This is a genomic window from Anoxybacillus sp. FSL W8-0104, from assembly GCF_038004465.1.
Taxonomy (GTDB): Bacteria; Bacillota; Bacilli; order Bacillales; family Anoxybacillaceae; genus Anoxybacillus; species Anoxybacillus flavithermus_G.
On the sequence record NZ_JBBOQU010000001.1, the window covers coordinates 395,865 to 420,000 of the forward strand.

Genomic DNA, 24,136 nt, shown 5'->3' on the forward strand with positions numbered 1-24,136 from the left:
CATAACAATCCGTCACCGCAGCGTTGTTAAGAAAAATGGGGTATACTGAAAAAATAGAACACAATTTTTGTGTATGAAGTTAGAAGCAGTAAGAAAAGAACAAGTGTTGGACTGTAATGCGGGAGGGAAATATATTGAAAACCAACTGGAACTTTGACAATAGTTATGCCCGCTTGCCTGAGCGGTTTTTTATGAAAATATATCCGACGCCTGTTCGTAATCCGAAGATGGCTGTGCTCAATCGTTCGCTGGCAGGGGAACTTGGGCTATGTACGGAGGCGCTAGCGAGCGAGGATGGGGTGGCGGTGTTTGCCGGAAATCGAATTCCTGAAGGTGCGGAGCCTTTGGCGCAGGCGTATGCAGGACATCAGTTCAGATATTTTAATATGCTTGGAGACGGGCGAGCGATTTTACTTGGGGAACATGTGACGCCAGACGGAGAACGGTTCGATATTCAGCTGAAAGGGTCGGGACGGACGCCGTATTCGCGCGGGGGAGATGGACGTGCAGCGCTCGGGCCGATGCTTCGTGAGTATATCATTAGTGAGGCGATGCATGCGCTTCGTATTCCAACGACGCGCAGTTTAGCCGTTGTGACAACAGGGGAAGTTGTTATTCGCGAAACAGAGCTGCCAGGGGCGATTTTGACGCGCGTGGCAGCGAGTCATTTGCGTGTCGGGACGTTTCAATATGCGGCTCGTTTTTTATCGAAAGACGAGTTGCAGGCGTTGGCAGATTATGCGATGAAGCGCCATGATTTGAACGGTGAACAGGCGTCTAACCGCTATCTTTTTTTATTGGAAGAAGTGATGAAAAAGCAGGCGGCGCTTGTAGCGAAATGGCAATTAGTCGGGTTTATTCATGGGGTGATGAACACCGATAATATGACGATTAGCGGTGAGACGATTGATTACGGACCGTGCGCGTTTATGGATGTGTACGATCCAAAGACGGTGTTTAGCTCCATTGATACGCAAGGGCGGTATGCGTACGGTAATCAGCCGTATATCGCTGGATGGAATATTGCACGTTTGGCTGAAAGTCTTTTGCCGCTTTTGCATGATAATGAGGAAAAAGCGATTGAGCTTGCGCAAGAAACGATAGGTCGATTTCCGGCGTTGTATGAAACGTATTGGCTAGAAGGGATGCGGACAAAACTTGGGCTTTTTACGAAAGAGGAGGAAGACAAAAAGCTTATTGGGGAGTTGCTTCATCTTATGTATACTTATCGTGCTGACTATACGAATACGTTTCGCTCATTAACGTTAGGCGAGTGGAATTTTTGCGAACAACAGTTTCGTGATTGGTATGCACGTTGGCAGGAAAGAATCGCCCGTCAAGGCGTAACAAAAGATGAAGTGTATGAACGAATGCGGCAAAACAACCCGGCGATCATTCCGCGCAACTATCGGGTCGAAGAAGCGCTGACGGCGGCGGTTGAACACGGGGATTATACGGTCATGGAGCAGTTGCTTCATGCGTTGCAACATCCGTATGCATACACGAAAGAACAAGAACAATATGCTATACCTCCTGAGCCGTCTGATCGGCCGTATCGGACGTTTTGTGGGACGTAAATAAGGAAGAGCTTCATGATTATCAAGTATTTTCCGTTGAAGTAAAATAAGAAGGCGCCCACAGACGCCTTCTTTTTAATCTACTTTTAAAACGACGCGGCCGTTAATTTTCCCTTTTAACATGCGATCAAATACGTCGTTAATGTTTTCAAGCGGCTGTACTTCGACAATTGTTTTTACTTTTCCTTCTGCTGCAAATTGAAGTGCTTCTTGTAAGTCTTTGCGCGTACCAACGATAGAACCAATAATTTTTACTCCATTTAATACCGTATCGAAAATTGGAATAGGTATTTCTTCTGGCGGTAATCCGACGAGTACGCAAGCACCACCGCGACGAATGGCTTTGTAGGCTGATTCGAACGCGGCTTTTGAAACAGCTGTGACGACAGTCGCATGCACACCGCCCACTTTTTCTTTTATCCATTGTGCTGCATCATCATGTTTCGGATTGACGACAAGATCTGCACCAAGTTGTTTAGCAAGCTCAAGTTTTTCATCACCTAAATCGACAGCAACGACGTTTAACCCCATCGCCTTTGCGTATTGGACTGCGACATGTCCAAGCCCGCCAACACCGTAAATGGCTACCCATTCCCCAGGTTTTGCCCCTGTGACTTTTAATGCTTTATATGTCGTGACTCCAGCACAAAAGATTGGAGCAGCTTCTTCAAAAGATAAGTTATCAGGAATTTTTACAACATAATCGGCTGCAGCACGGCAATATTCAGCATAGCCACCATCGACGGAATAGCCAGCGTTTTGTTGATGTTCGCATAATGTTTCTTGTCCGCTTAAGCAATAGTCACAGTGACCGCACGCTGAGTAAAGCCAAGGAATACCTACGCGATCTCCAACTTTTAAATGTGTCACCCCAGGACCTACTTCTTCAATTACACCGACGCCTTCATGGCCAGGAATGAGAGGCAGTTTAGGCTTTACAGGCCAGTCGCCATGCGCGGCATGCAAGTCTGTATGGCATACCCCACACGCTTTAATGCGCACTAATACTTCCCCGTATGAGATCTTAGGTATTTCCACTTCTTTCACTTGTAACGGCTCTTTAAATTGTTCCACAACTGCAGCTTTCATGATTATAATCCTCCTTTTAGGAAAAAAGAGATTTTTTGGTCTGTACATATGTAATATATCATGCATTTAACTTGTGAAAAATATCACAAATAAAATGTTCAAAAAAATGAAAAATATTTTTGGATAAAAAGTTAAAAATTTTGTTTGGGAGTTGACATCATATAAAGTTTCCATTTTAGTCATATAGTGAAGAAATCATGTCCGCAGCTACATCGTTAGCTGAAATGGCCGAGAAATTAAGAAGTGAAGTGGCGAAATTTAGAGTGTAGTACGAGTTACGAGGTTAGGAAAGAAGGTGTCCCGACATTCGGACACCTTCTTCGTCTCTTAAGATTTTCTCTTTTTACTTTGGCGAATGCCGGCTGCTTCAGCGCGTGCTTGCGCCTCTAAATCTTCATGATCAGCAAATTCGGCAGAAAACTCGACATCATAACCGTCTGATTTCATTGTTTTCGGCACTTGTGGCATCGTTGACTTGTTTTTGTCTCTAGCTTTTTGACCGCGTGAACGACCCATCGCTTTCGCCTCCTTTTCGTTTATTTCGCTACTAGCATGTGACGAATAGCGAAAAAAATGAATGGAGAATGTTGTTAATGGCGTGCGTGCTTGGCGGTGAATCCTCCAGCTTGATCGGCACGCTTAAAATCGCGGGCATATGTCATTTCTTGCGCACTAGAGAGCGTGCTTTTTGTTTTCCCACGTTTCTTTTTGTCAGTCATATGTATCCCTCGTTTTTGTAAAATGTAACATTAACATTATGAACAGAAAAATAAAAAATTATCCAAATAAAAAAACCTGTTCGCACAGAACAGGTTACGCTTCTTTTAATTGTTGTTCATCATCAGCTTTTTGTTGGCGCATCACATATAACGTATAGTTGTCCTTTGAAATTTCATATAAGTTGTATATGTCTTCACCTTGATTAATTTCTTCCCATAATCGCTTTCTCGTTTCATTAGCAAGGGTGACGTAAGGAAGTTTTTCAGCAGCTTTTGTGGAGCGGACGTTGACTTTGCGAATGCGCATGAAGATCGTGTTGATGGAACGTTCATAAAACAGTTCGTTAAAGAAGGCGTCTTTGGCAAGTTGGTTGTATCCTTTTCCATGATAAGGTTTTCCGAGCCATGTGCCTAAAAAGCCAGCGCCATCTTCAATATCAAATAAGTTAATCGTTCCAATCGGATTGCCCCACTCATCTAAAATGGTGCGCGAAATGAGTTCACTGCGTTCTTCGGCTTCGATTGTTTGTTTTGTAATAAATAAAAACTCCTCGTATGAATATGCTTTATGGCGCACGAAAGGGAAGACGTCCGGGTGCACCATAAGCTCGTATAACGCTTGACAATCTTGCAGTTCACGTTTTTTAAGCATCGTATCTCCCTCCATTCACGAGGGCAGTCGACCATAGGGAACGAGCCACCCTCGAAATTTTTTAATTTATGCAAATCAAAAAATTTCGGGGTGGGAATCGAACCCACTAGAACCAGCGCACTGCTGGTGGCGCACCATTTGCCTTCCCTTACTATCGCATACATATATAGTTTTTTGTACATAACCTTTTATATCATACTTGAAATGATGTGAAAAATAAATAGTTTTTTTATTAATTTTTCTTGTATATTATTTCCCCGTTTATCATGGTGAATATAGGAGTTGCGAGATAGTGAAACGGATGGTAATTCCAAACGACAATGTCAGCATCTTTTCCGGTTTCAAGACTTCCGACACGATCGTCCACTCCTAAATTACGTGCCGGCAAAATGGTAATGCCTTCGAGCGCTTTTTGTTCATCGAGCCCTTCGCGAACAGCAATCGCAGTGCAAATAGGTAAGTATTGAATAGGTGTGTATGGATGATCTGTTGTGATAGAGACGTGAACGCCTACGTCGGATAAAATTTTATATGTTTTCCAACTTTTGTTTTTTAATTCTACCTTCGATCGACGTGTTAGTGTTGGTCCGACCGAAACTTGTAAATCTCGCCCTTGCAGTTCTTCGGCAATGAGATGTCCTTCGGTACAATGTTCAATGCGTAAATCAAGTCCGAATTCATCAGCAAAACGAATGGCGGATAAAATATCATCAGCACGATGGGCGTGGACACGAATCGGGAAGTCGCGATTTAACGCCTGAATGATAGGGATCGTACGAAAATCGTGCGGCCAATCGCTATATTTCGCGTTGTAAAATGTTTCGCGCAGCATTCCCATAATGCCCATACGTGTAAGCGATTCTTTATTTCCCTGACTGTGCATTCGTTTTGGGTTTTCTCCAAGAGCGAGTTTTAGACCTGCGGTTTCTTTCACAATCATTTTTGAGACGTTTTTTCCGTACGTTTTAATGACTGCCGTCGTTCCTCCGATGACATTTGCACTTCCTGGCATAATGTGTACCGTTGTAATCCCATGTTCGATTGCATCGCGAAAACCTGGATCGAGTGGATATACGCTATCAATGGCACGCACATGCGGCGTCATCGTTTCAATCGTTTCGTTCGCGTCGTTGCCCGCCCATCCCGTTCCTTCGTCATATAAACCAAGGTGTGTATGAACGTCGATAAACCCAGGAAAGACGTATTTTCCTGAGACATCAATAACTTCTGTTTTCTCATTTACGAGAAGGTTATAGCCGATTTCTGCAATTTTTCCATTTTCGATACGCACATCTGCCCCTTTCATCGGAGGAGACGTAATCGGATATACTGTACCATATTTGAGCAATATGTTTTTCATGCTAGACTCCTTTATTTCCTTTTTCGAATAGTGTATTCGTTACGATTGTAGTATGTTCGCTAGCGCTCGATCAATAGTTGGAAAAGAAAAATGATACCCTGCTTGAAGTAATTTTTCTGGGATGACACGCTGTCCTTCTAACACAAGCATGCTCATTTCCCCTAGCAATACTTTAAGCACAAAGGACGGAACAGGGAGCCAATGTGGGCGATGTAGTACTTCTGCAATCGTTTTTCCGAACTGTTCCATCGTCACAGGATGTGGGGCAGTAACGTTGATTGAACCCGATATGTTTTCATGTCGAATGGCAAAGTCAATGGCGCCAATGACGTCATTTATATGCACCCACGAAATCCATTGTTTCCCGCTTCCGATCGTTCCACCAATAAACCATTTGTAAGGAAGAACGATACGTGGAAGTGCTCCACCATTTTTACCTAAAATAATGCCAAACCGCATAAATACCGTGCGCACGCCAAGTGATTCAATGCGTCGCCCAGCTTCTTCCCATCGTTTCACGGTTTGAGCTAAAAAGTCTATCCCGATTGTTTCGCGACGTTCGGTAAATGTGTCATTAAGCGATGTGCCGTAAATACCGATGGCACTCGCTTGAATAACCACTTGCGGTTTTTTATTCATTTTTGTAATGAATTCATATATGGCATGTGTCGCTTGTAATCGACTTTCCATAATTGCGCGCTTTCTCGTTTCGTTCCATCGTCCACTATTAATTGATTCACCAGCTAAGTTTATGATTATATCAATGGAAGGGAGTTGTTCATGAGGATTTGCGTCATCTGTTAACCATTGTACATAATGAATATACGGATCGTTCTCCCGTTTTTGTGCATTTCGCGTTAATATATACATATGATGTCCGTTTTGTGTAAAATATGCTGTTAACGCCTTACCTACAAATCCTGTTCCTCCAGCAATCAAAATATTCATTATTTTTCCCTCCTTTCCTTTATTATGCGTTGTTTCAAGAAAAAAAGAAAGAAAAGGTGTGTTTTCAAGATGTGGATTGAAAAAATTGAAGTGGATCGAAAAAATGCTGAACGTTTTTACGTTCATTTTGTGAAAGAAGATGGAGAGAAACAAATCATGTCTGTTGATCAAGACGTATTGATTGAGTATCGCCTAAAAAAAGGAATGACCGTAACAGAAGAGCAATGGATGGAAATGATGAAAAAAGATGATGAAAAACAAGCGTATAAGATGGCGCTTCGTTTTTTAGCTTACCGTATGCGCTCGAAACAAGAAGTTGTTGACTATTTGAAAAAAAAGGACATAGATGTTCGGACGATTGAACAAGTGATTGCAAAGCTACAACAGGAACGATATATAGACGATGAGCAATTTGCACATGCGTACGTGCAAACGCAAGTAAATACGACAATGAAAGGACCTTATGTGATTTATAAAGAGCTAATGGATAAAGGGATAAGTGAAGATGTGATCGCACAAGCGATGGAACGCTATACAGAGGATATGCAACGAGACAAAGCGATCAAGTGGGTGGAAAAAATAAATAAGCAATCGAAAAAACGGTCGCATCAAGAACAAAAAGCATACATTGCACAACTGTTGCATATGAAAGGTTTTCCTTCACATATTGTTGAAATGGCAAAACAGCATATGATTGCAGATGATGGAGCGGAATGGGAAGCGCTCGTATATTACGGGGAAAAAGCACATCGCCGCTATGAAAAATACGACCGTTATACGTACGAGCAAAAAATGAAACAAGCATTGTACCGAAAAGGCTTTTCGCTTTCATCCATTGAAAAATTTTTAGAAAAGAAAAGGGAGGAATAAATCCTCCTATTCTACAATGATTTCTGCTTGTCGCTTATATTCGTTTATGATCGTTTCGGCTACTTGTTTTGGTGAGCGAAGGCGGGAGCGATCTTGAATATGGTCGGAATCGTCCCAAAACGGTGTATTTATATTTATAACAATAAGGAAGACGTATACATAAGCAGTTGTCAAGATTAAACGTTGTTGCGACAGTTTCCGTTGTCGGCCTAGTTCGTAAAAAAGGAACGATTATACCGATGCTTTATTGTGTATCGACGGATGGAATATTTATCCTTATATCCATCTATGTATTTTAGCTTCGCTTTATGATACGATGAGGGTGAGTTAGTCATAAAGTTGGGGTGGGGAGAATGGAACAAAAACGATATAGTGAAATGAGTGAATGGGAATTAAAACAAGAGATCGCCATGTTAACGGAAAAAGCACGAAAAGCAGAACAGATGGGCATGGTAAATGAATATGCGGTGTATGAGCGGAAAATTGCGATGGCGAAAGCATATTTATTAAACCCGAATGATTTTCAACCGGGAGAATTTTACGAAATTGAAGGAGATCCGCAGTCGTTATTTAAACTTCAATATATGAATGGTGTGTTCGCATGGGGCTATCGTTTGAACGATCCGAATACAGAAGTGGCGCTGCCTATTTCATTGTTAAAGAAAAGAGGTTGACACGAGCGTCAACCTCTTTCCCATTAAATTTTCCGTTTGCTTACTTCAGAATGTAGAATCATTAAACTTTGCGATTGTTGTGTTTCACCGTTTACTTGCGCATGAGCGTGTTTCGGGTTCGCCCATGGCTGTGGGAAAGGATCGGAATAACGGTTATCATAAAATTTTTTACGCCAATGTTTACCCATTTTATTCCTCCTCGATGTCGCCACGTTGACTTGATGCGTGCATTCGTTCTTGAGGGTGCGTATTAATCGTGCCGTTTGCACGTTTTGATGCGTATTCCGCTTTTGCGCGTGGCTCACCTTCTAATTTTTCGTTGTTTTGATTCGGAAAGCCTCGTTCTTTATTGCCCACTGTTAGTCCCCCCAGACGTGATGTCGTGCTCTTGAAGCACACGTATAGTATTCATCAATAGACGGTGATTTATGAACACCGCCCGTTTACTTTAGCCTGGAATAAGTTCTAGTTTTTTACGCAATTTCTTCTCGTTAAAAATCCATCCTGTATAGGAGCTAACAATATTTAAGTCGCGATCAAGCTGCACGACCGCAACAAATGGATAATAATCTTTGCTTCGGTAACGCAAATCAATAAAACGCACTTCATAATGGTCGTCATACTCATGAACTTCCCAACGATATACTGGTGAGAACGACAAAAATGCCACTAAATTTTCATCTTGTTTTGCTTTTTCAATGACAGGAATGTTTGGAATAGGGCATTTTTCGAATATGTCGAGTACGTTAATCGCCCCTCTTTGCGAGCGAGCAACGTAAAAGTGGGTTGATGTTGTCACAGCTAAATGCCATTCATTCCATTTTATTGTCGGTACGGTAATGATTTGTTCGACATCCGAAAACATTTGTTTGATCTTGCGCTTTATTGCTTGTTGTTGACGAAAGCGGATGATATAGTAACCAATGAGCACAACGTACACAGCGAGAAACGTATACCCAGCATGGTGCCCGTTCAGCCATAGGATGACACCAGCTAAGTGAATGATAAAAATGAACGGGTCGAATGTATTGATGATACCGAGGGCGACCCATTTTTTTGAAAAAGGACGTAATGCTTGCGTGCCATACGAATTAAAAATATCGACAAACACATGAAAACTGACAGCGATAAACGTCCAAAGCGCGATGTGAAAAAACGATGCACCATACACGTAAAAAAGGGCAACGCTAATGAGCAGCGTCCAAACAAATAACGCGGGGATGGAATGGGTGATGCCGCGATGGTTGCGAATATATTTGGCGTTATTTTTTAATTTTAAAACAGTGTCGATATCAGGTGCTTGCGAGCCGATGATCGTGCCGATGAGCACCGCGTGAGCTAGCGTCGGATCGTTCGCAATCGTTGGATCGAGCGTCGCTAATCCACCTAATGCAAATCCCATTAAAACGTGTGTACCAGTATCCAAATAAAAGGCCTCCTTTTTCCGATTGGACTTACTTTTAGTTTACCACCATGGAGGAATGAACGTGAAAGAAAATGTACAACAAATATTGGACCATTTTCATATTGAGCAATTTCAGCACGATTTAATTCATTGGTTCGTCAAAGAACAACGCGATTTGCCTTGGCGAAAAGAAAAAGATCCGTACAAAATATGGGTATCGGAAGTGATGTTGCAACAAACGCGCGTCGATACCGTCATCCCTTACTTTTATAAGTTTATTGAAAAGTTCCCGACTTTAGACGCGTTAGCTGACGCAGAGGAAAAAGAAGTGTTGAAAGCATGGGAAGGGCTTGGGTATTATTCGCGCATTCGCAATTTACATGCAGCGGTAAAAGAAGTGAAAGAAAAATACAATGGATGTGTGCCGGCATCGAAGGAACAATTTTCGTCGTTGAAAGGAGTTGGACCATATACAACGGGTGCGGTATTAAGCATCGCTTACGACATTCCCGAGCCCGCGGTAGATGGAAATGTCATGCGGGTGTTATCGCGCATTTTTTATATAACAGATGACATTGCAAAAGGGAGCACGCGAAAAAAGTTTGAACAACTTGTTTCTTGTATCATTGCGCACGATAATCCGTCTGATTTTAACCAAGCGTTAATGGAGCTTGGCGCGCTCATATGTACACCGAAAAATCCGAGTTGTTTATTATGCCCTGTTCAACGACATTGTCGTGCGTTTGCAGAAGGGATGGAGAAGCAGCTGCCAGTAAAAACGAAAGCGAAAGCACCGAAGCATGTTGCCTTCCGTGCCATTGTGCTCGTCAATGAGGACGGAAACATATTGATTGAAAAACGACCAAGTAGCGGATTATTAGCGAATTTATGGCAGTTTCCAAATGACGAGCATGCCCCGACAGCAGACGACCAAACGTTTATAAAGGAAATAAGCGAAAGATATGGTGTTGTGACTCGTTCAGTACAACAAATTGGTACGTTTCAACATGTGTTCTCCCACGTTGTATGGCACATTGAAGCGTATAAAGGAGAAGCGATTGGGCTTACAGTAGATATTCCAACGCGCAAGTGGGTAACGATCGAGGAGCTTGCATCTTACGCATTTCCAGTTGTGTACCAAAAAATATGGCAAGCGTATGAGTAAAGGCATGCGCCTTTACTCATAAAATACGCATGTTCCATTTGTATATGTTGCCTCATTCCGATGTAAACCGCCCCTCGCTTCAATTTCTTCGATCATTTCACGATGTAACGTTTGTCCCTCTGCATTCAAATATGGAGTGACTTGTTGAAGGGCGCGATGAAAAAACGCTAACTCGCTATCTTTCCACTTTTGTTTCGGAATCATTTGAAGGGCTGTCAAGTCGCGTCCAACATACATTTTTTTCACCTCTTTCATGTAGTTTGGAAAATGAAATAAAAATTATTCATACGGATATTTTTTAAATAGATGGCGCAAAGTAATAAGCGTGGAGGTGAGTATCATGAAACCAAACAAAACAGCAGCAGGAACAAACATTCAACATGTAAAACAACAAAACGCTGGCCAGTATGGGACAGAGTTTGCGACTGAAACTGATGTTCAACACGTGAAGCAACAAAATGCAAAATCAGAAGCAAAGAAAAGCTAATAACGCGCAAAGGGCATCGGTTTTCGTCCGATGCCCTTTTTCTTCCTCGCTGATTAACGTTATAATAGAGGAAAAAGCGTCGAATGAAAGTAGGGAATGTGTATGGAGTATCCACAGACAGGGGCGATCATTCAAATTCATAGTTATAAACATGACGGTCATATCCACCGAGCGTGGAAGGAAACAGTTGTGTTAAAAGGAAGCGAAGAAGAAATCATTGGCGGCAACGATCGCACACTTGTGACAGAAGCAGATGGGAGAACGTGGGTGACACGCGAGCCGGCCATTTGTTTTTTTTATGAGAAGCATTGGTTTAACATTATTGCGATGATTCGTGCAGAAGGTGTGTATTACTATTGCAATATCAGCTCGCCTTACGTTTGGGATGGGGAAGCGCTCAAATATATTGATTATGATTTAGATATTAAAGTATTTCCGAACGGACAGTATGAAATATTAGATCGCGATGAATATGAACGACATCGCGACGAAATGAACTATCCTGAAATTATTGATAAGATTTTAAAAAATAACATTCAAAAATTAATTCAATGGATTAAAGAAAAAAAGGGACCGTTTGCCCCTGAAGTGGTCGAACATTGGTATAAAAAGTTTATTATGTATGGAAAGTGAAAAAGATGTCCCGAGGCATAAACGGGACATCTTTTTATTCTTGTTCAGGAGTAGGCACGACATGTTCTTCTTTATGATAATGATGGAAACTTTCGATCAGTGTGTCTAAATGTTCAAGTTGGTGACTATATTCAATAATCGCTCCGATCAGAGGAAATAGTTGATAATTTTCTTGTTCGACGCTTTGTTCAACATAATGGTTTAAAAACGAGCGAATTAATCCTTTTTTTCCAGAACACGCTTCCGTTGCAAATTGTGATTGTGGATCAGATTTTGCTTTCCCGATAAACTTCAGCAATATTTGGTCGTGGTAATTTAATAAACAATCGAGTTCGTTTTTTATTGCATCTTGAAGTTCAGCAGGTGTATGCGACAGCTCGTTTTCTAAACGATGCAGTAGCTTTAACGTCTCTAAGGCGCGGTTTGTTGCAACAATCATTTGTCGATACAGGACAAGTTTGCGCGACTTACTATATTTATGTTTACGGAAATACGTTCGTTCTTCTTTGTAGAGTAAATAAAGTTGGTCAAGTTTCATCATGTTCTCTTTAAACTTTTCAATATCTTCCTTCAACAGATGGTGCTCAGATGCATGGCGAATATTCATGCGAATCCATTTTAAAATTTGTTCTGTATATTCGACAATTTTCGTATATAGTTTTTTCTCGTATTTCGGTGGAAGGAAAACTAAATTCACGACAAACGCGGACAACACACCTAACATAATCGTAGAAAAGCGAATAAGCGCAAATTCAATAAAGTGTTCCCCCGTATATTCCATAATTGCGATGACCGTTACAAGCGCGACAGAAATGGAAGATTCTAAACGAAGACGAAGAAATAACGCAATAACTAAAATGGCAGTTAATCCGATAATAAACGGATCGTGTCCGAAAATAAGTGTAAAAACAATCGCAAAAACCGCACCGATGACATTTGCTTGCACTTGTTCAATTAAGGACAAGTATGAACGGTAAATGGTCGGTTGCATCGCAAATACAGCAGAAATGCCAGCAAATACAGGGGAAGGTAACTGCAACAATTTTGCTAAAACTAATGCAAATGTAATCGCAATCCCGGTTTTAAAGACGCGGGCTCCAAGTCTCATCGTCGCTCAAATTCCTTTCTTTTTTATCATCTTGTTAGAACAACAAAAAAATATACATGTTTTTTATCAGTATATCAAGAAAAAAGGAAAAAAATTAAAAGAACTGCCTCATTTTTTTGAAGCAGTTCTTTTTATGTTTATTCTGTTGACACCGATGGATCTGCTTGTTCTTTTTTCGGGATGACTTGGAAAAAGTGTTGTTCCGGTTGTTGCAACAACGGTTGAAGCGTTGCTGCTTCGTCGTGCTGTTCGTGTTCGATAAGCAAATCAACATATGTGCGAAGCAGTTCTGTCACGTCCGCTTTTCCTTTCTCGTTAAGCGGTTGAATCGTAACGTTCGCTCCTTTGGCGATGCGACGTTCAAGAGCTGTTTTCGTTAATCCCATTTCTGGCTGATGACGCAAATAAACGACACCGCCTGTCATTCCTGCACAAATCCATGGCCCTGGATCGCCGAGAACGAGCCCGCGTCCGTTTGTCATATATTCAAAGGCAAATCCTTTAATGTTGGCATTGACACCGATATTGCCATGTTCTACTTCAGGAATTGGTTTTGTCACTTGACCACCGATAATCATATCCGCCCCTGATAGGCGAATGCCTGCGCGTGCATCAGCATTTCCTTGCACGACTAATAGTCCTTTTTGGGCACCGTAGCCAAATCCTTTTCCGACTGATCCGTTGTAAAACTTTCCGTCTTTTCCTTTTGCTTTGAAGATGAAGATGCCGCCACCAAACGATGTTTTTCCGACGCCATCTTGTGCTCCGCCATCGACGTGAATATGAATGCCCGTGACGTTATACGCACCGAGTCCATTGCCAGGTACAGAGCCGTCTTTATATCGTAAAGAAATATTTGGCAATTTTTTGTACGATCCGTCTAATCGACCACGTACCCGATGGCATGCAACACGGCTACCGAGCACACGCTGTTCAGCTGTGACAGTTGAAAATTCACGTGAGCGGTGCAAGTCTTCAACTTGGTAATCTAAATATTCCGCACCAACTGCAACGGCAAGCTTTCCTTCTTCCGATGTTGCTGCTACTTCTTTTTGATACCATTGACCGATCTCCAATGGTTTTAATAACGTCGCTAAATTTATCCGATCGCGTCCGCGTGTTTGTTCAAGTAAGTCAGAGCGACCGACAAGTTGTTGTAAGTTTGTATAACCGAGCGATGCGGTGAGCGCTTTAAGTTCTTCACCGAACGCGGTAAAGAAACGAACTAAGTTTTGTACGGCTTGCTCGAATTGTCTTGGAACGAAGCGACGCAAACCGTGTTCTTTTGCTTGTGCTTCTGATTCAATTTGCGTAGCGATTCCGACATGGCACGTATCTAAATGACAACCACGGCATGTCGTACATCCGATGGCAATCATCGCTAACGTTCCGAAACCGACGCGATTGGCGCCGAGAAGCATAACTTTAATCACGTCCATCGCGCTTTTAATGCCGCCGTCTGCCCAAATTTCCACTTGATGGCGTAATCCGGCTTCTAAAAGGGCGTTATGTGCCGCTTTGACGCCAATTTCTACAGGTAAGCCAACGTGTTGAATGGCATGAATGCGTGCTGCTCCTGTGCCTCCGTCAAAACCGCTTAGCGTAATAATGTCAGCGCCAGCTTTTGCGATGCCGACCGCAATCGTGCCGATATTAGGGACGACAGGCACTTTGACAGCCACTTTTGCTTGGTCATTTGCTGTTTTTAATTCAGCAATCATTTGCGCTAAGTCTTCGATTGAATAAATGTCATGGTTGTTTGACGGTGAAATTAAGTCAGAGCCGATCGTTGCATTTCGCGCTTCAGCAATTTTAGCTGTTACTTTTGAACCAGGTAAATGACCACCTTCGCCCGGTTTTGCCCCTTGCCCAATTTTAATTTCAAGCAAATTGGATGAATTAAGTAGTTCAGCATTAACGCCAAATCGACCAGAGGCGACTTGTTGCCCGCGCGTGCGTGGATATTTACCGAGCATATCTTTAATTTCGCCACCTTCACCGTTTAAGCTAATCATGTTGAGGCGATTTGCTGCTTCGGCATATGCACGAAAGGCAATTTCATTTTGTGAACCGAATGACATCGAAGCAATGACAAACGGCAAGCTATGTTCACCAACTGAAATGTCGACGTGTTCTTTTTTTGCAGGGACGTCTGCTTGTTTTAAGTCTGTTAAATGGCGAATGGCTGTTGGTGTCCCCGTTTCGATTTCTGTCAATTTGTCACGATAGCTGTCGTATGAGCCGGTTTGAGCTACTTCGCCAATCGCTTTCCAAATACGTGGGAATACGTGAAACGTTTTTCGTAACTTTGCTTGCTCTGATTCAAAATCTTTAGCTCGTGCAATCGCATCTTGTTTTAATGTGTCAAAATTTTGGATAAGTGTGTGCGAGCCGAAAAAGTTAACGATATTTAGTACAGCTGCGATTTCGTCATGCAATCCAATGGACGAAAATAGTCGGCTATATCCGCGCAATTCATGAATCCCGATCGTTGAGATGACTTTTTCGAGCCCTTTATTTAACGCTTGATATAAATGAATTGCTGGACGAGTTGACGTGTCAGCTACTGTCGCAAACATTAAATATGGGCTAATGACGTTCGCGCCGAGTCCGTAAGCGACGATCAAGTCGTGAAGTGAGCGAATCGCACCGGAGCGAAGTAAGAGAGAACAATGTCTTCTTATCCCCGCTTTTGTTAATGCTTGATCGATGGCTGATATGACAAGGAGCGGATCAATCCATAAATGCCCACTTTGATGCGCTTTTACATCGTCAATAATAAGTAATGTTTTCCCATTTGCGACAGCTTCACATGCTTCTTTGCCTAAGCGATTAAGCGCCATCGGGATCGTTTCGTGCTCAACGAACGTCGCTGATATAAAGTACGCTAATTGTTTTTCTTCAAATGCATGAACGAGTTGATCATATGATGGCTGTTGCAATGTTTCGGCACATTCGTTTCCGAGCTTTCCTTCAATTAAAATAGGTGAAAGAAGTTCAACTGTGTACGGATGTTCTTCATGTGAAACAATGCTTGGCCGCTTTCCGACAACCACGCGCGTCGAAAAATGTTCTGTTTCGCGGTCGCGGTCAATAGCAGGGTTGGTGACAACCGCCACACTTTCTTTTATGAAATCAGCAATGTTTTTTCGTTCAGGATCGATCGCTGCAAGCGGAGCATCGTGACCGAGGGAGCGAATCGGTTCAGCACCTTTTTCCGCCATTTGTTCGAGCAATTGAATATGTTCGCGATCCCAACCGAATGCAGCGTACTGTCCATTATGCACTTTTGTTGGTTGAGCAACGAGCACATAAGGTTTGAATGTCGGCGTTTGTAGACGTTGGCGCATATTTTCAATATTTAAACGCTTTCGAATACGATTGTATACTTCTTGTTGATAATCTGCGTATTCATAAACACGAATCGTTCCGTCCGCTTGCCATTTTAAGCCGATTTTTTCCCCTGGGGCGAGCGGTTTTGGTTCGCCTGTGTATTCGCACGTTGGAATAATGCCTGGCTCAGATGCGAATACGTAACGATGCTCGGTCTCAACTTTCCAAAGTGGACGCAATCCAAGTGCATCGACGCTAAATACCGCTTCATCAGCATGGCGCGAAATGATTCCGGCAGGACCTTGAGCAAAATGTCCCCAAGCTTCGCGAATGTAAGTATATAAATCTTGTAAATGATCTGGATAGTTTTTGATTTCGTTTACGATGGGAGGGAATAAAAAGTCCATCGCTTCAAATAGTGTATAACCATCTCGATAAATGAGCGTTTCCATCGTACGGCTTAAATCTTGCGAATCGCTTCCGCCGTTTGTCAATGGGACACCGATCATTGTTGCTTCTTCACGTAGTTTGGCAATCGTGTTAATTTCACCGTTATGACCTAGGACGCTGAACGGTTGAACGCGGAAAAAGTTTGATAATGTATTTGTTGAATAGCGATTATGGCCAAGTGTCATCGTAGATGCGACAAGCGGACTCGCTAAGTCATGATAATATTTTGGTAAAATATCACCAGCACCCATGACTTTATAAATCGCGTGATGATTGCTTAACGAAGCGACATGAATATGTTCATCTTTTTCGATCTCAATTGTTAATTCAAATAATGTTTGAGATAATGTTTTTTGTTGATGATTTGGTAAAAGAGCAACTTGCCAAAATACTGGTTCTTCGCGTAAAGCAATTGGACCGAGCGCTGAAGAAGATGTAACGCGGTCAGATTCAAAAATGAGCGTCAATTGGGACTGAGCAAATAATTGGCGCATACGTGCTTTTTTTTCTTCCACGTTCGTTGTTCGTGTAATAAATATATGGCCAACGATAAAATCGTCGCGGTCAACGAGTTGAGGATTAAGTTGGGCAACAGCCAATTTTTCTTTCCAAAGTGCTTTTGGAATGTCGATGTGGATGCCGACGCCATCTCCTTCTCCGTTGATAAATCCTGCGCGATGATTCATTGTGACGAGGGCGTTAATACATGTTGTAATGTTTTCTCTTGTCGGGATGCGTCGTTTTTCAACCGCAGCGACAATTCCACACGCGTCGTGCTCATGTTTGTAAAAATGTTGAAATGAAGCTGGATTCCACCGTTGTTTCATAGCATGCGGCTTGCAAGCGACTATCATTCGCTTCTCGCCTTCGCCACCTCCTACAAAAAAACTTTTTTAAAAAATAAAATTTTCTAAATTTTATAGTCTATATTAACACGACCATGATAGAAAATCAATTATTTATTCATGTTTTTGGATATGATATTCAGTTTATGTAACAAAAAGTTCATGAAATTTGTAAGCGTTTTCATTGATTTTGAGCGTAAAAAACGAGGTGAAAACATACGTATCACCTCGTTATTTTGTATATTTATTCATTTTTTAAGGATTTAAATGCGTGTTCTACTGCTCTAATTGTATATTCAATGTCTTCTTCTGTATGGGCTAATGTAATGAACCATGCTTCATATTTCGAAGGAGCAAGATTAATCCCTTGATGAAGCATAAGCTTGAAAAATTTAGCAAACATTTCTCCATCTGTTCGTTCGGCTTGTTCATAGTTTTCTACTTTTTCTGTTGAAAAGTATACGGTGAGTGCTCCTTTTAGACGGTTAATCGTCACAGGAATATCGTATGTTTTCGCATGTGTTAAAATGCCAGCCTCTAACATCGCGCCGAGATGATCGAGATGTTCGTACACGCCTTCTTGTTGTAATACTTCTAAACAAGCAATACCAGCTAAAATGGAAGCGGGATTTCCCGCCATCGTTCCGGCTTGGTAAGCAGGGCCGAGTGGGGCTACTTGTTCCATAATCTCTTTTCTACCGCCGTATGCACCGATCGGCAAACCGCCACCAATAATTTTTCCGAGTGCGGTTAAGTCTGGTTCGATGCCGAGCAAGTTTTGAGCGCCACCATACATAAAACGAAAAGCTGTAATGACTTCATCGTAAATGACGAGCGCTCCGACCGCGTGAGCAATATCGTTAATTGCTTGTAAAAAGCCTGGTTTTGGTTCAACGATACCGAAGTTACCAACGATAGGCTCGACAAGAACGGCTGCTACTTCATTCCCCCAACGATCCATAGCTTGTTTAAACGCATCGACATCATTAAAAGGAACAGTAATCACTTCTTGTGCAATGCTTTTTGGTACCCCTGCTGAATCAGGTGTACCTAATGTGGATGGTCCAGAACCAGCCGCAACAAGAACGAGATCGGAATGGCCGTGATAACAACCTGCAAATTTCACGATTTTATCACGACCTGTGTATGCACGTGCGACGCGAATTGTTGTCATGACCGCTTCTGTTCCCGAATTGACGAAACGCACCTTTTCGAGGGAAGGGATCGCTTCTTTTAACATTTTCGCGAACGTAATTTCATACGGTGTTGGTGTCCCATATAAAACACCGTTTTCAGCTGCGTGTTGAATTGCTTTTGTAATGTGCGGATGAGCATGTCCAGTAATAATAGGGCCATAAGCAGCTAAATAGTCGATATATTTGTTTCCATCTACATCCCAAAAATATGCCCCTTGTGCTCTTTCCATAACGACAGGAGCACCGCCTCCAACCGCTTTATATGAACGAGAAGGACTGTTGACGCCACCAACGATATGTTCGAGCGCTTCTTGATATAATTGTTCAGACTTCGTAAAATTCACGCGAAGCCTCCTCCTTTTATGTAAAATTTCTTTCATGGTGTTTATTTTATCACATTTATTTGAGCACACCATTTGTTGAGTTTCAACATTTTCGTTACACTAGTGAATAGTGATTTCATAAGGGGTGAGGAACATGTATGCGATTGAAGTAGAAAAACTACGGAAAGAATTTAAATCTTACTCTAGTCGGTCTGGTTTAGCAGGAGCGTTTCGTGATTTGTTCACGAGAAACTATAAAATCATTCGTGCTGTCGACGATATTTCATTTGCTGTCAAACAGGGCGAAACGGTTGGATACATTGGAGAAAACGGAGCAGGTAAATCGACAACAATCAAAATGTTAACAGGAATTTTAACGCCGACATCTGGACGAGTTGTTGTGAATGGGATGAATCCACATAAAGAGCGGGAACGTTTCGTGCAGACGATCGGCGTTGTGTTTGGTCAGCGATCGCAATTATGGTGGGATATTGCGGTGCAAGAGTCATTCCGGTTGTTAAAAAAAGTATACCGCGTTTCTGACCAAGACTATAACGAACATATGGATCATGTCATTGAAACGTTAGATATCGGTCCTTTACTTGATAAGCCGGTGCGCAAATTATCGCTTGGTCAACGAATGCGCTGTGAATTGGCTGCTGCCCTTATTCATAATCCGCCGCTTTTATTTTTAGATGAACCAACGATCGGTTTAGATGTGCTTGTGAAGTTAAAAATTCGTCAGTTTTTAAAAGAAATTAATGAGAAGTACAACACGACGATTTTATTAACGACACATGATATGACAGATATCGAAGCGCTTTGTGAACGCGTTATTATGCTCGATGAAGGGAAAATCATTTATGATGGGTCATTGCAACATTTAAAACAAAACTGGGGAGAAGGGAAACAAATTCACTTCCAATTTCGAGATCTTGTTTCAAAAGAAGAGCTGACATCGCTCGTTCATGTTACATGGGAACAAGGGGAAGACCGATACAGCTGGATTGCGCATGTTCGCGCGAATGATATGGCACATGTGATCGGAAAAGTTGTTTCTTCCTATGAGTTAAAAGATATTCACATTCGTGAAGTTTCAACGGAAGAAATTATTCGCAACATTTATGAAGAAGGGATTCATCATGGGTAAATATATTGAAATGATTCGTATGCGCTTTTTAATGATGCTAGCTTATCGAACGAATTATTATAGCGGCATTTTTATTTATAGCATTAATATCGGCGCGTATTATTTTTTGTGGTCTGCTATTTATGGAGGGCAGTCGTCTATTCAAGGAATGACAGTTGATCAAATGACGACATATGTCGCCATCGCATGGATGGCAAGAGCGTTTTATTTTAATAACATTGATCGTGAAATTGCGATGGAAATTCGTGATGGTAAAGTGGCGATTGAACTGATTCGTCCGTACAACTATTTAGTCATGAAAACGATGCAAGGGCTTGGAGAAGGAATTTTTCGCTTACTTTTCTTCTCGCTTCCGGGCATGGTTATCGTTACATTCGTTTTTTCGCTTCAATTTACAACGAACGCGCATACGTGGGCATATTTCGTCTTGTCGACAATACTCAGTTTTATCATTAACTCTCAGCTCAATTTGCTTGCAGGAATGGTTACATTTTTTACATTAAATGGGGAAGGACTACTCCGAGCTAAACGGTTTGTTATTGATTTGTTTTCAGGACTTATTTTGCCAATCAGCTTTTATCCAGAATGGGCACAAGATGTGATGAAATATTTACCTTTCCAAGCGATTAGCTATATTCCGAGCATGATTTTTACGGAAAGTTTTACAGAGAGTGAAGCGTTGCGGGGAATGATGTTTCAAGCCGTTTGGTGTGTCGTACTGATCGTTCCGATTTATTTGCTATGGAAAGCAGCCAAACGAAAACTTATCATTCAAGGGGGGTGAACATATGTTTTATATGTCTATTTTCTTCCAATATATGAGCCAATATATTAAGACAAAGTTGCAATATCGAACGGATTTGGTTGTTGAGTTTTTGTCTGATCTGATGTTTCAAGGGGTAAATTTAATTTTTATTCTTGTTGTATTTGGGCATACGCAATTATTAAACGGTTGGACGCGCGATGAAATTATTTTTATTTACGGTTTCTTTTTAATTCCTTTCGCTTTATTTGCTTCATTTTTTAACATTTGGGATTTTAATGAACGATATATTGTGCGCGGAGAGATGGATCGAGTGTTAACTCGACCTGTGCATAGTTTATTTCAAATTGTACTTGAACGAATGGAACTCGAGTCGCTCCTTGGAGGCATTACCGGTTTCATTGTCATGGGGTATGCTGCGTCTCGATTGGATATAACGTTTCATTGGTATGATGCGATTTTGTTTGTGTTGTTCGTGCTAGGAGGAACGTTTGTTTACGCAGGCATTTTTATTTCGTTAGCAAGTATCAGTTTTTGGTCTGATGCGCGCAGTTCAATTATGCCGATGATGTATAACATAGGAAACTACGGGAGATATCCGGTTGATATTTATAATCGTATTATTCGCTACATTTTGACATGGATTTTACCGTTTGCGTTTGTCGGCGTGTATCCGTCGGCGTATTTTTTGCGTAAAACGGAATGGTATATGTATTCATTTTTAACACCGGTGATGGGCATTGTATGTTTTACGTTATCGTTGCTGCTATGGAATGCGGGCGTCAAACGTTATCGTGGTGCCGGGAATTAAATAAAACATCCCCTCGTATATATAAAGGAACAGGAGGGGATGTTGTGACGTATGTGTGGATTGGCATGATCGTTTTTGTTATATGTATGAGTTTTATTTCGTTTTGGCAAACGAAACGTTCTGTTATTTCAGTGAAAAATTTTATTGCCATTTTATTTGTTTATTCAACGACAATGATCGGTTTTGCACTCGTGTATACAATTTTGCATATAAATGGACATGTTGTTATGATGGAAAATGGGGAGAATATAAACGCTTCTAACTTTTTTCAATATGTCGAAACGAGTTTATATTTTAGTGCAGTTACATTACTTTCGGTCGGCTACGGGGATATTGTACCGATTGGAATTGGTCGGTGGATTGCGATGGTCGAAGCGTTGCTCGGCTACGCACTACCCGCCGCTTTTGTTGTCCGAACGGTGATAGATGCAGAAAGAAGGTAAGGGGAGAGAATCATGAAAGCACCTGATTTTACATTGCCAGCAAGTAATGGGGAAAACGTCACGCTGTCACAATTTCGCGGGAAGTACATCGTATTATATTTTTACCCGAAAGACATGACGCCAGGATGTACGACAGAGGCTTGTGAGTTTCGTGATCAATACGAAGTATTCACGGAACTTGGGGCAGTTGTCATCGGAATCAGCCCTGATTCCATTGAACGACATAAAAAGTTTATTGAAAAGCATTGCTTACCGTTTTTACTTCTTGCCGACGAAAAGCAAGACGTAGCGAAGTTGTATAATGTGTGGAAGTTAAAGAAAAATTTTGGGAAAGAGTATATGGGGATTGAGCGTTCGACATTTTTAATCGACCCAGATGGTCAAATTATAAAAGAATGGAGAAAAGTGAAAGTAAATGGGCATGTTGAAGAGGTGCTAAACGCTTTAAAACAGGCGATTAGCTTAAACAAATAATGAAATCGTTGCGTACGATATAGTAGAGCACACACCTCCTCAAAGACGTATGTGGCGATTCTGTGTAGAGTCGTCCTTTTTTCTTTCCGGAAAATACAATTGACAAAAGGTTTTATTTTTTTGTACACTATTTATAAAAATTATAAAGTAATAATTATAATTTTTATAAATGAAAGTGGGGGCATGACGGTGACGCACGCACATCAATTAAAAGAAGCGCTTCATGCGTTGAAAGAAACCGGCGTCCGTATTACACCGCAACGTCATGCGATACTCGAATATTTGATTCAGTCAATGTCCCATCCAACAGCGGATGAAATTTATAAAGCTTTGGAAGGAAAATTTCCAAATATGAGTGTCGCAACTGTGTACAATAATTTGCGCGTGTTTAAGGAAGTCGGTCTCGTTAAAGAGTTAACGTATGGTGACGCATCTAGTCGTTTCGATTTTGTTACGACACATCACTATCATGTTATTTGCGAAACATGTGGGAAAATTGTCGATTTCCATTACCCGGGCTTAGATGAAGTAGAAGATTTAGCGGCACATGTGACAGGTTTTAAAGTAAGTCATCATCGGATGGAGATTTACGGAACGTGCCCGGATTGTCAAAAGGGACATCATTAAAAAAGCTGGCAGCATCGATGCTATCAGCTTTTTTTGTCCCTTACTTTCCGATTATATTTTTCATCAAACTCTTTCCCTTCGAGTGTTGGATCAAGGGTGAGTGGTTCGTTGCAATACATACATACATCGACTCGACCTAGCATCTTTGTTACTTTGTTACATGAAGGGCAAACGACTTGTACCGTCTTTGTCGACAACATACCAATCCAAAAATAAACGACTGTACTTGCGATAATAAACAACAGTCCTAAAATCATAAATAATGTCATAACAATCGGCGATGTACGAAAAAAGATGCCTCCATACATGACGAAAAATCCGATAAAAATTAAACTTAACGCAAACGTACGAATTTTGTTAATTTTGCTTGAATATTTTACACCCACATTTATCTCCTCCTACGCATAACTATATCATAAGTTTTGAATGATAAGCATTAACCAAGCAGGAGTTTTTTTAAAAATGTCGAATACGGTCAAACAATGTTGAAAAGTGGAGGATTCGATTATGGAAGATGTGTTACGCCCGATTTACCAAGAGCGAGCTAGTCAGTCACGCACTCTCGGTATTTTAATGGTTGAAAGAGGATCGGATTATTCTCCGGAGACGGATTTATTTGATGTTATCTTATTCGTTATCGTTCGAGAGGGAGAAGAAGCGGTTTTTATTAAACATTACGTGTTTGGTGAAAAAAGTGCATCATTGTACGTTGTAGATGAACATCGAGTAAAAGAATGGGTGTTGCTCGGTTCAAATCGTAAAGTAATGAATTGGTTGTTAAATGGAAAAATCCTGAATCCGTGATGGTTGGAAATCAACTTTGATTTTGGTGTTAGTTCTATGGATATATGATCCATACATCCCTTTTTTTGATGATTCCCTGCACCACTTTCATGTTTGAAAACGAGATAAATCCTCTTTTATGGAGATACAAACCAAAAAAGAGACAAAAAAAGTACAGGGGGGAGTGATGGATATGAGTACCCGAACATCTGTTTGTTATCTTGCCTCTTTCCATTTTTGATACACATTCA

The 24,136-nt window shown here is 41.4% G+C and carries 29 protein-coding genes (1 of these 29 running past the window's edge); 13 read left to right on the forward strand and 16 right to left on the reverse strand.

The features are described 5' to 3' along the window. Nucleotides 1–116 precede the first annotated feature (116 nt). Nucleotides 117–1,577, forward strand: coding sequence for a protein adenylyltransferase SelO (locus NST18_RS02160; protein WP_004888893.1), 1,461 nt, complete (start codon nucleotides 117–119; stop codon nucleotides 1,575–1,577). A 75-nt stretch (nucleotides 1,578–1,652) separates the two neighbouring features. Here NST18_RS02160 and adhP read toward each other — a convergent pair whose 3' ends face one another. The 6 genes from adhP to NST18_RS02190 all read right to left on the reverse strand — a co-directional run bounded on the left by adhP (nucleotide 1,653) and on the right by NST18_RS02190 (nucleotide 6,345). Then, nucleotides 1,653–2,666: an alcohol dehydrogenase AdhP gene (gene adhP, locus NST18_RS02165; protein ID WP_004888895.1), complete on the reverse strand. Its 1,014-nt coding sequence runs from the start codon at nucleotides 2,664–2,666 to the stop codon at nucleotides 1,653–1,655. A gap of 327 nt (nucleotides 2,667–2,993) precedes the next feature. Next, the gene (locus NST18_RS02170) at nucleotides 2,994–3,182 is read right to left on the reverse strand and encodes a YfhD family protein (protein ID WP_004888896.1); all 189 of its coding nucleotides are present in this window, start codon (nucleotides 3,180–3,182) and stop codon (nucleotides 2,994–2,996) included. Between the two features lie 74 nt (nucleotides 3,183–3,256). Beyond that, entirely contained in the window at nucleotides 3,257–3,385 is a 129-nt protein-coding gene (locus NST18_RS02175) for a YfhE family protein (RefSeq protein ID WP_004888897.1), read from the reverse strand. 94 nt (nucleotides 3,386–3,479) lie between these two features. Beyond that, nucleotides 3,480–4,037, reverse strand: coding sequence for a GNAT family N-acetyltransferase (locus NST18_RS02180; RefSeq protein WP_004888898.1), 558 nt, complete (start codon nucleotides 4,035–4,037; stop codon nucleotides 3,480–3,482). 232 nt (nucleotides 4,038–4,269) lie between these two features. After that, on the reverse strand, nucleotides 4,270–5,397 hold the full coding sequence (locus NST18_RS02185; RefSeq protein WP_340721193.1) for an amidohydrolase: 1,128 nt from the start codon (nucleotides 5,395–5,397) through the stop codon (nucleotides 4,270–4,272). Nucleotides 5,398–5,436: 39 nt separating this feature from the next. Continuing rightward, complete coding sequence (locus tag NST18_RS02190) at nucleotides 5,437–6,345, reverse strand: TIGR01777 family oxidoreductase (RefSeq protein WP_004888900.1); 909 nt, start codon at nucleotides 6,343–6,345, stop codon at nucleotides 5,437–5,439. Nucleotides 6,346–6,414: 69 nt separating this feature from the next. Between NST18_RS02190 and recX the strand changes: the two genes are divergently transcribed. Beyond that, the gene (recX, locus tag NST18_RS02195) at nucleotides 6,415–7,215 is read left to right on the forward strand and encodes a recombination regulator RecX (RefSeq protein WP_004888901.1); all 801 of its coding nucleotides are present in this window, start codon (nucleotides 6,415–6,417) and stop codon (nucleotides 7,213–7,215) included. A gap of 6 nt (nucleotides 7,216–7,221) precedes the next feature. Here the strand turns inward: recX and NST18_RS02200 are convergent, their stop codons facing one another. Beyond that, nucleotides 7,222–7,389, reverse strand: coding sequence for a hypothetical protein (locus tag NST18_RS02200; RefSeq protein ID WP_230456155.1), 168 nt, complete (start codon nucleotides 7,387–7,389; stop codon nucleotides 7,222–7,224). A 179-nt stretch (nucleotides 7,390–7,568) separates the two neighbouring features. On the opposite strand from NST18_RS02200, the gene NST18_RS02205 reads away from it, so the two are divergent. Next, on the forward strand, nucleotides 7,569–7,889 hold the full coding sequence (locus NST18_RS02205; RefSeq protein WP_194949963.1) for a YfhH family protein: 321 nt from the start codon (nucleotides 7,569–7,571) through the stop codon (nucleotides 7,887–7,889). 23 nt (nucleotides 7,890–7,912) lie between these two features. Here the strand turns inward: NST18_RS02205 and NST18_RS02210 are convergent, their stop codons facing one another. The 3 genes from NST18_RS02210 to NST18_RS02220 all read right to left on the reverse strand — a co-directional run bounded on the left by NST18_RS02210 (nucleotide 7,913) and on the right by NST18_RS02220 (nucleotide 9,315). Further along, nucleotides 7,913–8,077, reverse strand: a complete 165-nt coding sequence (locus tag NST18_RS02210; RefSeq protein WP_006322047.1) for a YpzG family protein — start codon at nucleotides 8,075–8,077, stop codon at nucleotides 7,913–7,915. Nucleotide 8,078: 1 nt separating this feature from the next. Further along, nucleotides 8,079–8,246: a small, acid-soluble spore protein K gene (locus NST18_RS02215; protein WP_004888903.1), complete on the reverse strand. Its 168-nt coding sequence runs from the start codon at nucleotides 8,244–8,246 to the stop codon at nucleotides 8,079–8,081. 91 nt (nucleotides 8,247–8,337) lie between these two features. Next, nucleotides 8,338–9,315, reverse strand: coding sequence for a metal-dependent hydrolase (locus NST18_RS02220; protein ID WP_004888904.1), 978 nt, complete (start codon nucleotides 9,313–9,315; stop codon nucleotides 8,338–8,340). 55 nt (nucleotides 9,316–9,370) lie between these two features. Here NST18_RS02220 and mutY point away from each other — a divergent pair, with 55 nt between their 5' ends. Further along, nucleotides 9,371–10,459 carry an A/G-specific adenine glycosylase gene (gene mutY, locus NST18_RS02225; protein WP_004888905.1) on the forward strand — a complete coding sequence of 363 codons (1,089 nt, stop codon included), beginning with the start codon at nucleotides 9,371–9,373 and terminating at the stop codon, nucleotides 10,457–10,459. A gap of 12 nt (nucleotides 10,460–10,471) precedes the next feature. Here mutY and NST18_RS02230 read toward each other — a convergent pair whose 3' ends face one another. Further along, the gene (locus NST18_RS02230; RefSeq protein WP_004888906.1) at nucleotides 10,472–10,696 is read right to left on the reverse strand and encodes a hypothetical protein; all 225 of its coding nucleotides are present in this window, start codon (nucleotides 10,694–10,696) and stop codon (nucleotides 10,472–10,474) included. Nucleotides 10,697–10,799: 103 nt separating this feature from the next. On the opposite strand from NST18_RS02230, the gene NST18_RS02235 reads away from it, so the two are divergent. After that, on the forward strand, nucleotides 10,800–10,946 hold the full coding sequence (locus NST18_RS02235) for a gamma-type small acid-soluble spore protein (protein ID WP_004888907.1): 147 nt from the start codon (nucleotides 10,800–10,802) through the stop codon (nucleotides 10,944–10,946). 102 nt (nucleotides 10,947–11,048) lie between these two features. After that, the gene (ntdP, locus tag NST18_RS02240) at nucleotides 11,049–11,579 is read left to right on the forward strand and encodes a nucleoside tri-diphosphate phosphatase (protein ID WP_004888908.1); all 531 of its coding nucleotides are present in this window, start codon (nucleotides 11,049–11,051) and stop codon (nucleotides 11,577–11,579) included. A gap of 34 nt (nucleotides 11,580–11,613) precedes the next feature. Here ntdP and NST18_RS02245 read toward each other — a convergent pair whose 3' ends face one another. The 3 genes from NST18_RS02245 to NST18_RS02255 all read right to left on the reverse strand — a co-directional run bounded on the left by NST18_RS02245 (nucleotide 11,614) and on the right by NST18_RS02255 (nucleotide 18,855). Next, complete coding sequence (locus tag NST18_RS02245; protein ID WP_004888909.1) at nucleotides 11,614–12,687, reverse strand: FUSC family protein; 1,074 nt, start codon at nucleotides 12,685–12,687, stop codon at nucleotides 11,614–11,616. 137 nt (nucleotides 12,688–12,824) lie between these two features. Continuing rightward, entirely contained in the window at nucleotides 12,825–17,297 is a 4,473-nt protein-coding gene (locus NST18_RS02250) for a glutamate synthase-related protein (protein WP_004888910.1), read from the reverse strand. Between the two features lie 262 nt (nucleotides 17,298–17,559). Continuing rightward, a complete protein-coding gene (locus tag NST18_RS02255) occupies nucleotides 17,560–18,855 on the reverse strand; it encodes a glutamate-1-semialdehyde 2,1-aminomutase (RefSeq protein ID WP_035018424.1) in 1,296 nt (431 codons plus the stop codon). A 133-nt stretch (nucleotides 18,856–18,988) separates the two neighbouring features. On the opposite strand from NST18_RS02255, the gene NST18_RS02260 reads away from it, so the two are divergent. The 6 genes from NST18_RS02260 (at nucleotide 18,989) to perR (ending at nucleotide 23,102) form a co-directional block, all read left to right on the forward strand. Then, nucleotides 18,989–19,984: an ABC transporter ATP-binding protein gene (locus NST18_RS02260; RefSeq protein ID WP_064214532.1), complete on the forward strand. Its 996-nt coding sequence runs from the start codon at nucleotides 18,989–18,991 to the stop codon at nucleotides 19,982–19,984. Beyond that, nucleotides 19,977–20,768, forward strand: coding sequence for an ABC transporter permease (locus NST18_RS02265; RefSeq protein WP_004888913.1), 792 nt, complete (start codon nucleotides 19,977–19,979; stop codon nucleotides 20,766–20,768). The genes NST18_RS02260 and NST18_RS02265 overlap by 8 nt, the downstream gene beginning before the upstream one ends. 4 nt (nucleotides 20,769–20,772) lie before the next feature. Beyond that, on the forward strand, nucleotides 20,773–21,558 hold the full coding sequence (locus NST18_RS02270) for an ABC transporter permease (protein WP_004888914.1): 786 nt from the start codon (nucleotides 20,773–20,775) through the stop codon (nucleotides 21,556–21,558). Nucleotides 21,559–21,602: 44 nt separating this feature from the next. Beyond that, the gene (locus NST18_RS02275; protein ID WP_041637782.1) at nucleotides 21,603–22,001 is read left to right on the forward strand and encodes a potassium channel family protein; all 399 of its coding nucleotides are present in this window, start codon (nucleotides 21,603–21,605) and stop codon (nucleotides 21,999–22,001) included. A 12-nt stretch (nucleotides 22,002–22,013) separates the two neighbouring features. Beyond that, nucleotides 22,014–22,475, forward strand: a complete 462-nt coding sequence (gene bcp, locus NST18_RS02280) for a thioredoxin-dependent thiol peroxidase (RefSeq protein WP_004888916.1) — start codon at nucleotides 22,014–22,016, stop codon at nucleotides 22,473–22,475. Between the two features lie 183 nt (nucleotides 22,476–22,658). Next, on the forward strand, nucleotides 22,659–23,102 hold the full coding sequence (perR, locus tag NST18_RS02285; protein WP_004888917.1) for a peroxide-responsive transcriptional repressor PerR: 444 nt from the start codon (nucleotides 22,659–22,661) through the stop codon (nucleotides 23,100–23,102). Nucleotides 23,103–23,125: 23 nt separating this feature from the next. Here the strand turns inward: perR and NST18_RS02290 are convergent, their stop codons facing one another. Next, entirely contained in the window at nucleotides 23,126–23,488 is a 363-nt protein-coding gene (locus NST18_RS02290) for a YgzB family protein (protein WP_004888918.1), read from the reverse strand. A 121-nt stretch (nucleotides 23,489–23,609) separates the two neighbouring features. On the opposite strand from NST18_RS02290, the gene NST18_RS02295 reads away from it, so the two are divergent. Next, nucleotides 23,610–23,906, forward strand: a complete 297-nt coding sequence (locus NST18_RS02295; protein WP_004888919.1) for a nucleotidyltransferase-like protein — start codon at nucleotides 23,610–23,612, stop codon at nucleotides 23,904–23,906. 195 nt (nucleotides 23,907–24,101) lie between these two features. On the opposite strand, the gene NST18_RS02300 is transcribed toward NST18_RS02295, so the two are convergent. Then, on the reverse strand, nucleotides 24,102–24,136 hold the 3' portion of the coding sequence (locus NST18_RS02300; protein WP_088223398.1) for an IS1380 family transposase. It continues 1,339 nt past the right edge of the window; only the last 35 of its 1,374 coding nucleotides appear in the window; its start codon lies off the right edge, out of view; its stop codon occupies nucleotides 24,102–24,104.

What these genes read in the sequence shown, in the direction of transcription:
- NST18_RS02160 (WP_004888893.1), top strand. Translation starts at nt 117, where the DNA reads ATGCGGGAGGGAAATATATTGAAAACCAACTGGAACTTTGACAATAGT.
- mutY (WP_004888905.1), top strand. Translation starts at nt 9,371, where the DNA reads ATGAACGTGAAAGAAAATGTACAACAAATATTGGACCATTTTCATATT.
- recX (WP_004888901.1), top strand. Translation starts at nt 6,415, where the DNA reads ATGTGGATTGAAAAAATTGAAGTGGATCGAAAAAATGCTGAACGTTTT.
- NST18_RS02175 (WP_004888897.1), bottom strand. Translation starts at nt 3,385, where the DNA reads ATGACTGACAAAAAGAAACGTGGGAAAACAAAAAGCACGCTCTCTAGT.
- NST18_RS02235 (WP_004888907.1), top strand. Translation starts at nt 10,800, where the DNA reads ATGAAACCAAACAAAACAGCAGCAGGAACAAACATTCAACATGTAAAA.
- NST18_RS02230 (WP_004888906.1), bottom strand. Translation starts at nt 10,696, where the DNA reads ATGTATGTTGGACGCGACTTGACAGCCCTTCAAATGATTCCGAAACAA.
- NST18_RS02250 (WP_004888910.1), bottom strand. Translation starts at nt 17,297, where the DNA reads ATGAAACAACGGTGGAATCCAGCTTCATTTCAACATTTTTACAAACAT.
- NST18_RS02205 (WP_194949963.1), top strand. Translation starts at nt 7,569, where the DNA reads ATGGAACAAAAACGATATAGTGAAATGAGTGAATGGGAATTAAAACAA.
- NST18_RS02185 (WP_340721193.1), bottom strand. Translation starts at nt 5,397, where the DNA reads ATGAAAAACATATTGCTCAAATATGGTACAGTATATCCGATTACGTCT.
- ntdP (WP_004888908.1), top strand. Translation starts at nt 11,049, where the DNA reads ATGGAGTATCCACAGACAGGGGCGATCATTCAAATTCATAGTTATAAA.
- perR (WP_004888917.1), top strand. Translation starts at nt 22,659, where the DNA reads ATGACGGTGACGCACGCACATCAATTAAAAGAAGCGCTTCATGCGTTG.
- adhP (WP_004888895.1), bottom strand. Translation starts at nt 2,666, where the DNA reads ATGAAAGCTGCAGTTGTGGAACAATTTAAAGAGCCGTTACAAGTGAAA.
- NST18_RS02295 (WP_004888919.1), top strand. Translation starts at nt 23,610, where the DNA reads ATGGAAGATGTGTTACGCCCGATTTACCAAGAGCGAGCTAGTCAGTCA.
- NST18_RS02190 (WP_004888900.1), bottom strand. Translation starts at nt 6,345, where the DNA reads ATGAATATTTTGATTGCTGGAGGAACAGGATTTGTAGGTAAGGCGTTA.
- NST18_RS02270 (WP_004888914.1), top strand. Translation starts at nt 20,773, where the DNA reads ATGTTTTATATGTCTATTTTCTTCCAATATATGAGCCAATATATTAAG.
- NST18_RS02180 (WP_004888898.1), bottom strand. Translation starts at nt 4,037, where the DNA reads ATGCTTAAAAAACGTGAACTGCAAGATTGTCAAGCGTTATACGAGCTT.
- NST18_RS02260 (WP_064214532.1), top strand. Translation starts at nt 18,989, where the DNA reads ATGTATGCGATTGAAGTAGAAAAACTACGGAAAGAATTTAAATCTTAC.
- bcp (WP_004888916.1), top strand. Translation starts at nt 22,014, where the DNA reads ATGAAAGCACCTGATTTTACATTGCCAGCAAGTAATGGGGAAAACGTC.
- NST18_RS02210 (WP_006322047.1), bottom strand. Translation starts at nt 8,077, where the DNA reads ATGGGTAAACATTGGCGTAAAAAATTTTATGATAACCGTTATTCCGAT.
- NST18_RS02265 (WP_004888913.1), top strand. Translation starts at nt 19,977, where the DNA reads ATGGGTAAATATATTGAAATGATTCGTATGCGCTTTTTAATGATGCTA.
- NST18_RS02170 (WP_004888896.1), bottom strand. Translation starts at nt 3,182, where the DNA reads ATGGGTCGTTCACGCGGTCAAAAAGCTAGAGACAAAAACAAGTCAACG.
- NST18_RS02245 (WP_004888909.1), bottom strand. Translation starts at nt 12,687, where the DNA reads ATGAGACTTGGAGCCCGCGTCTTTAAAACCGGGATTGCGATTACATTT.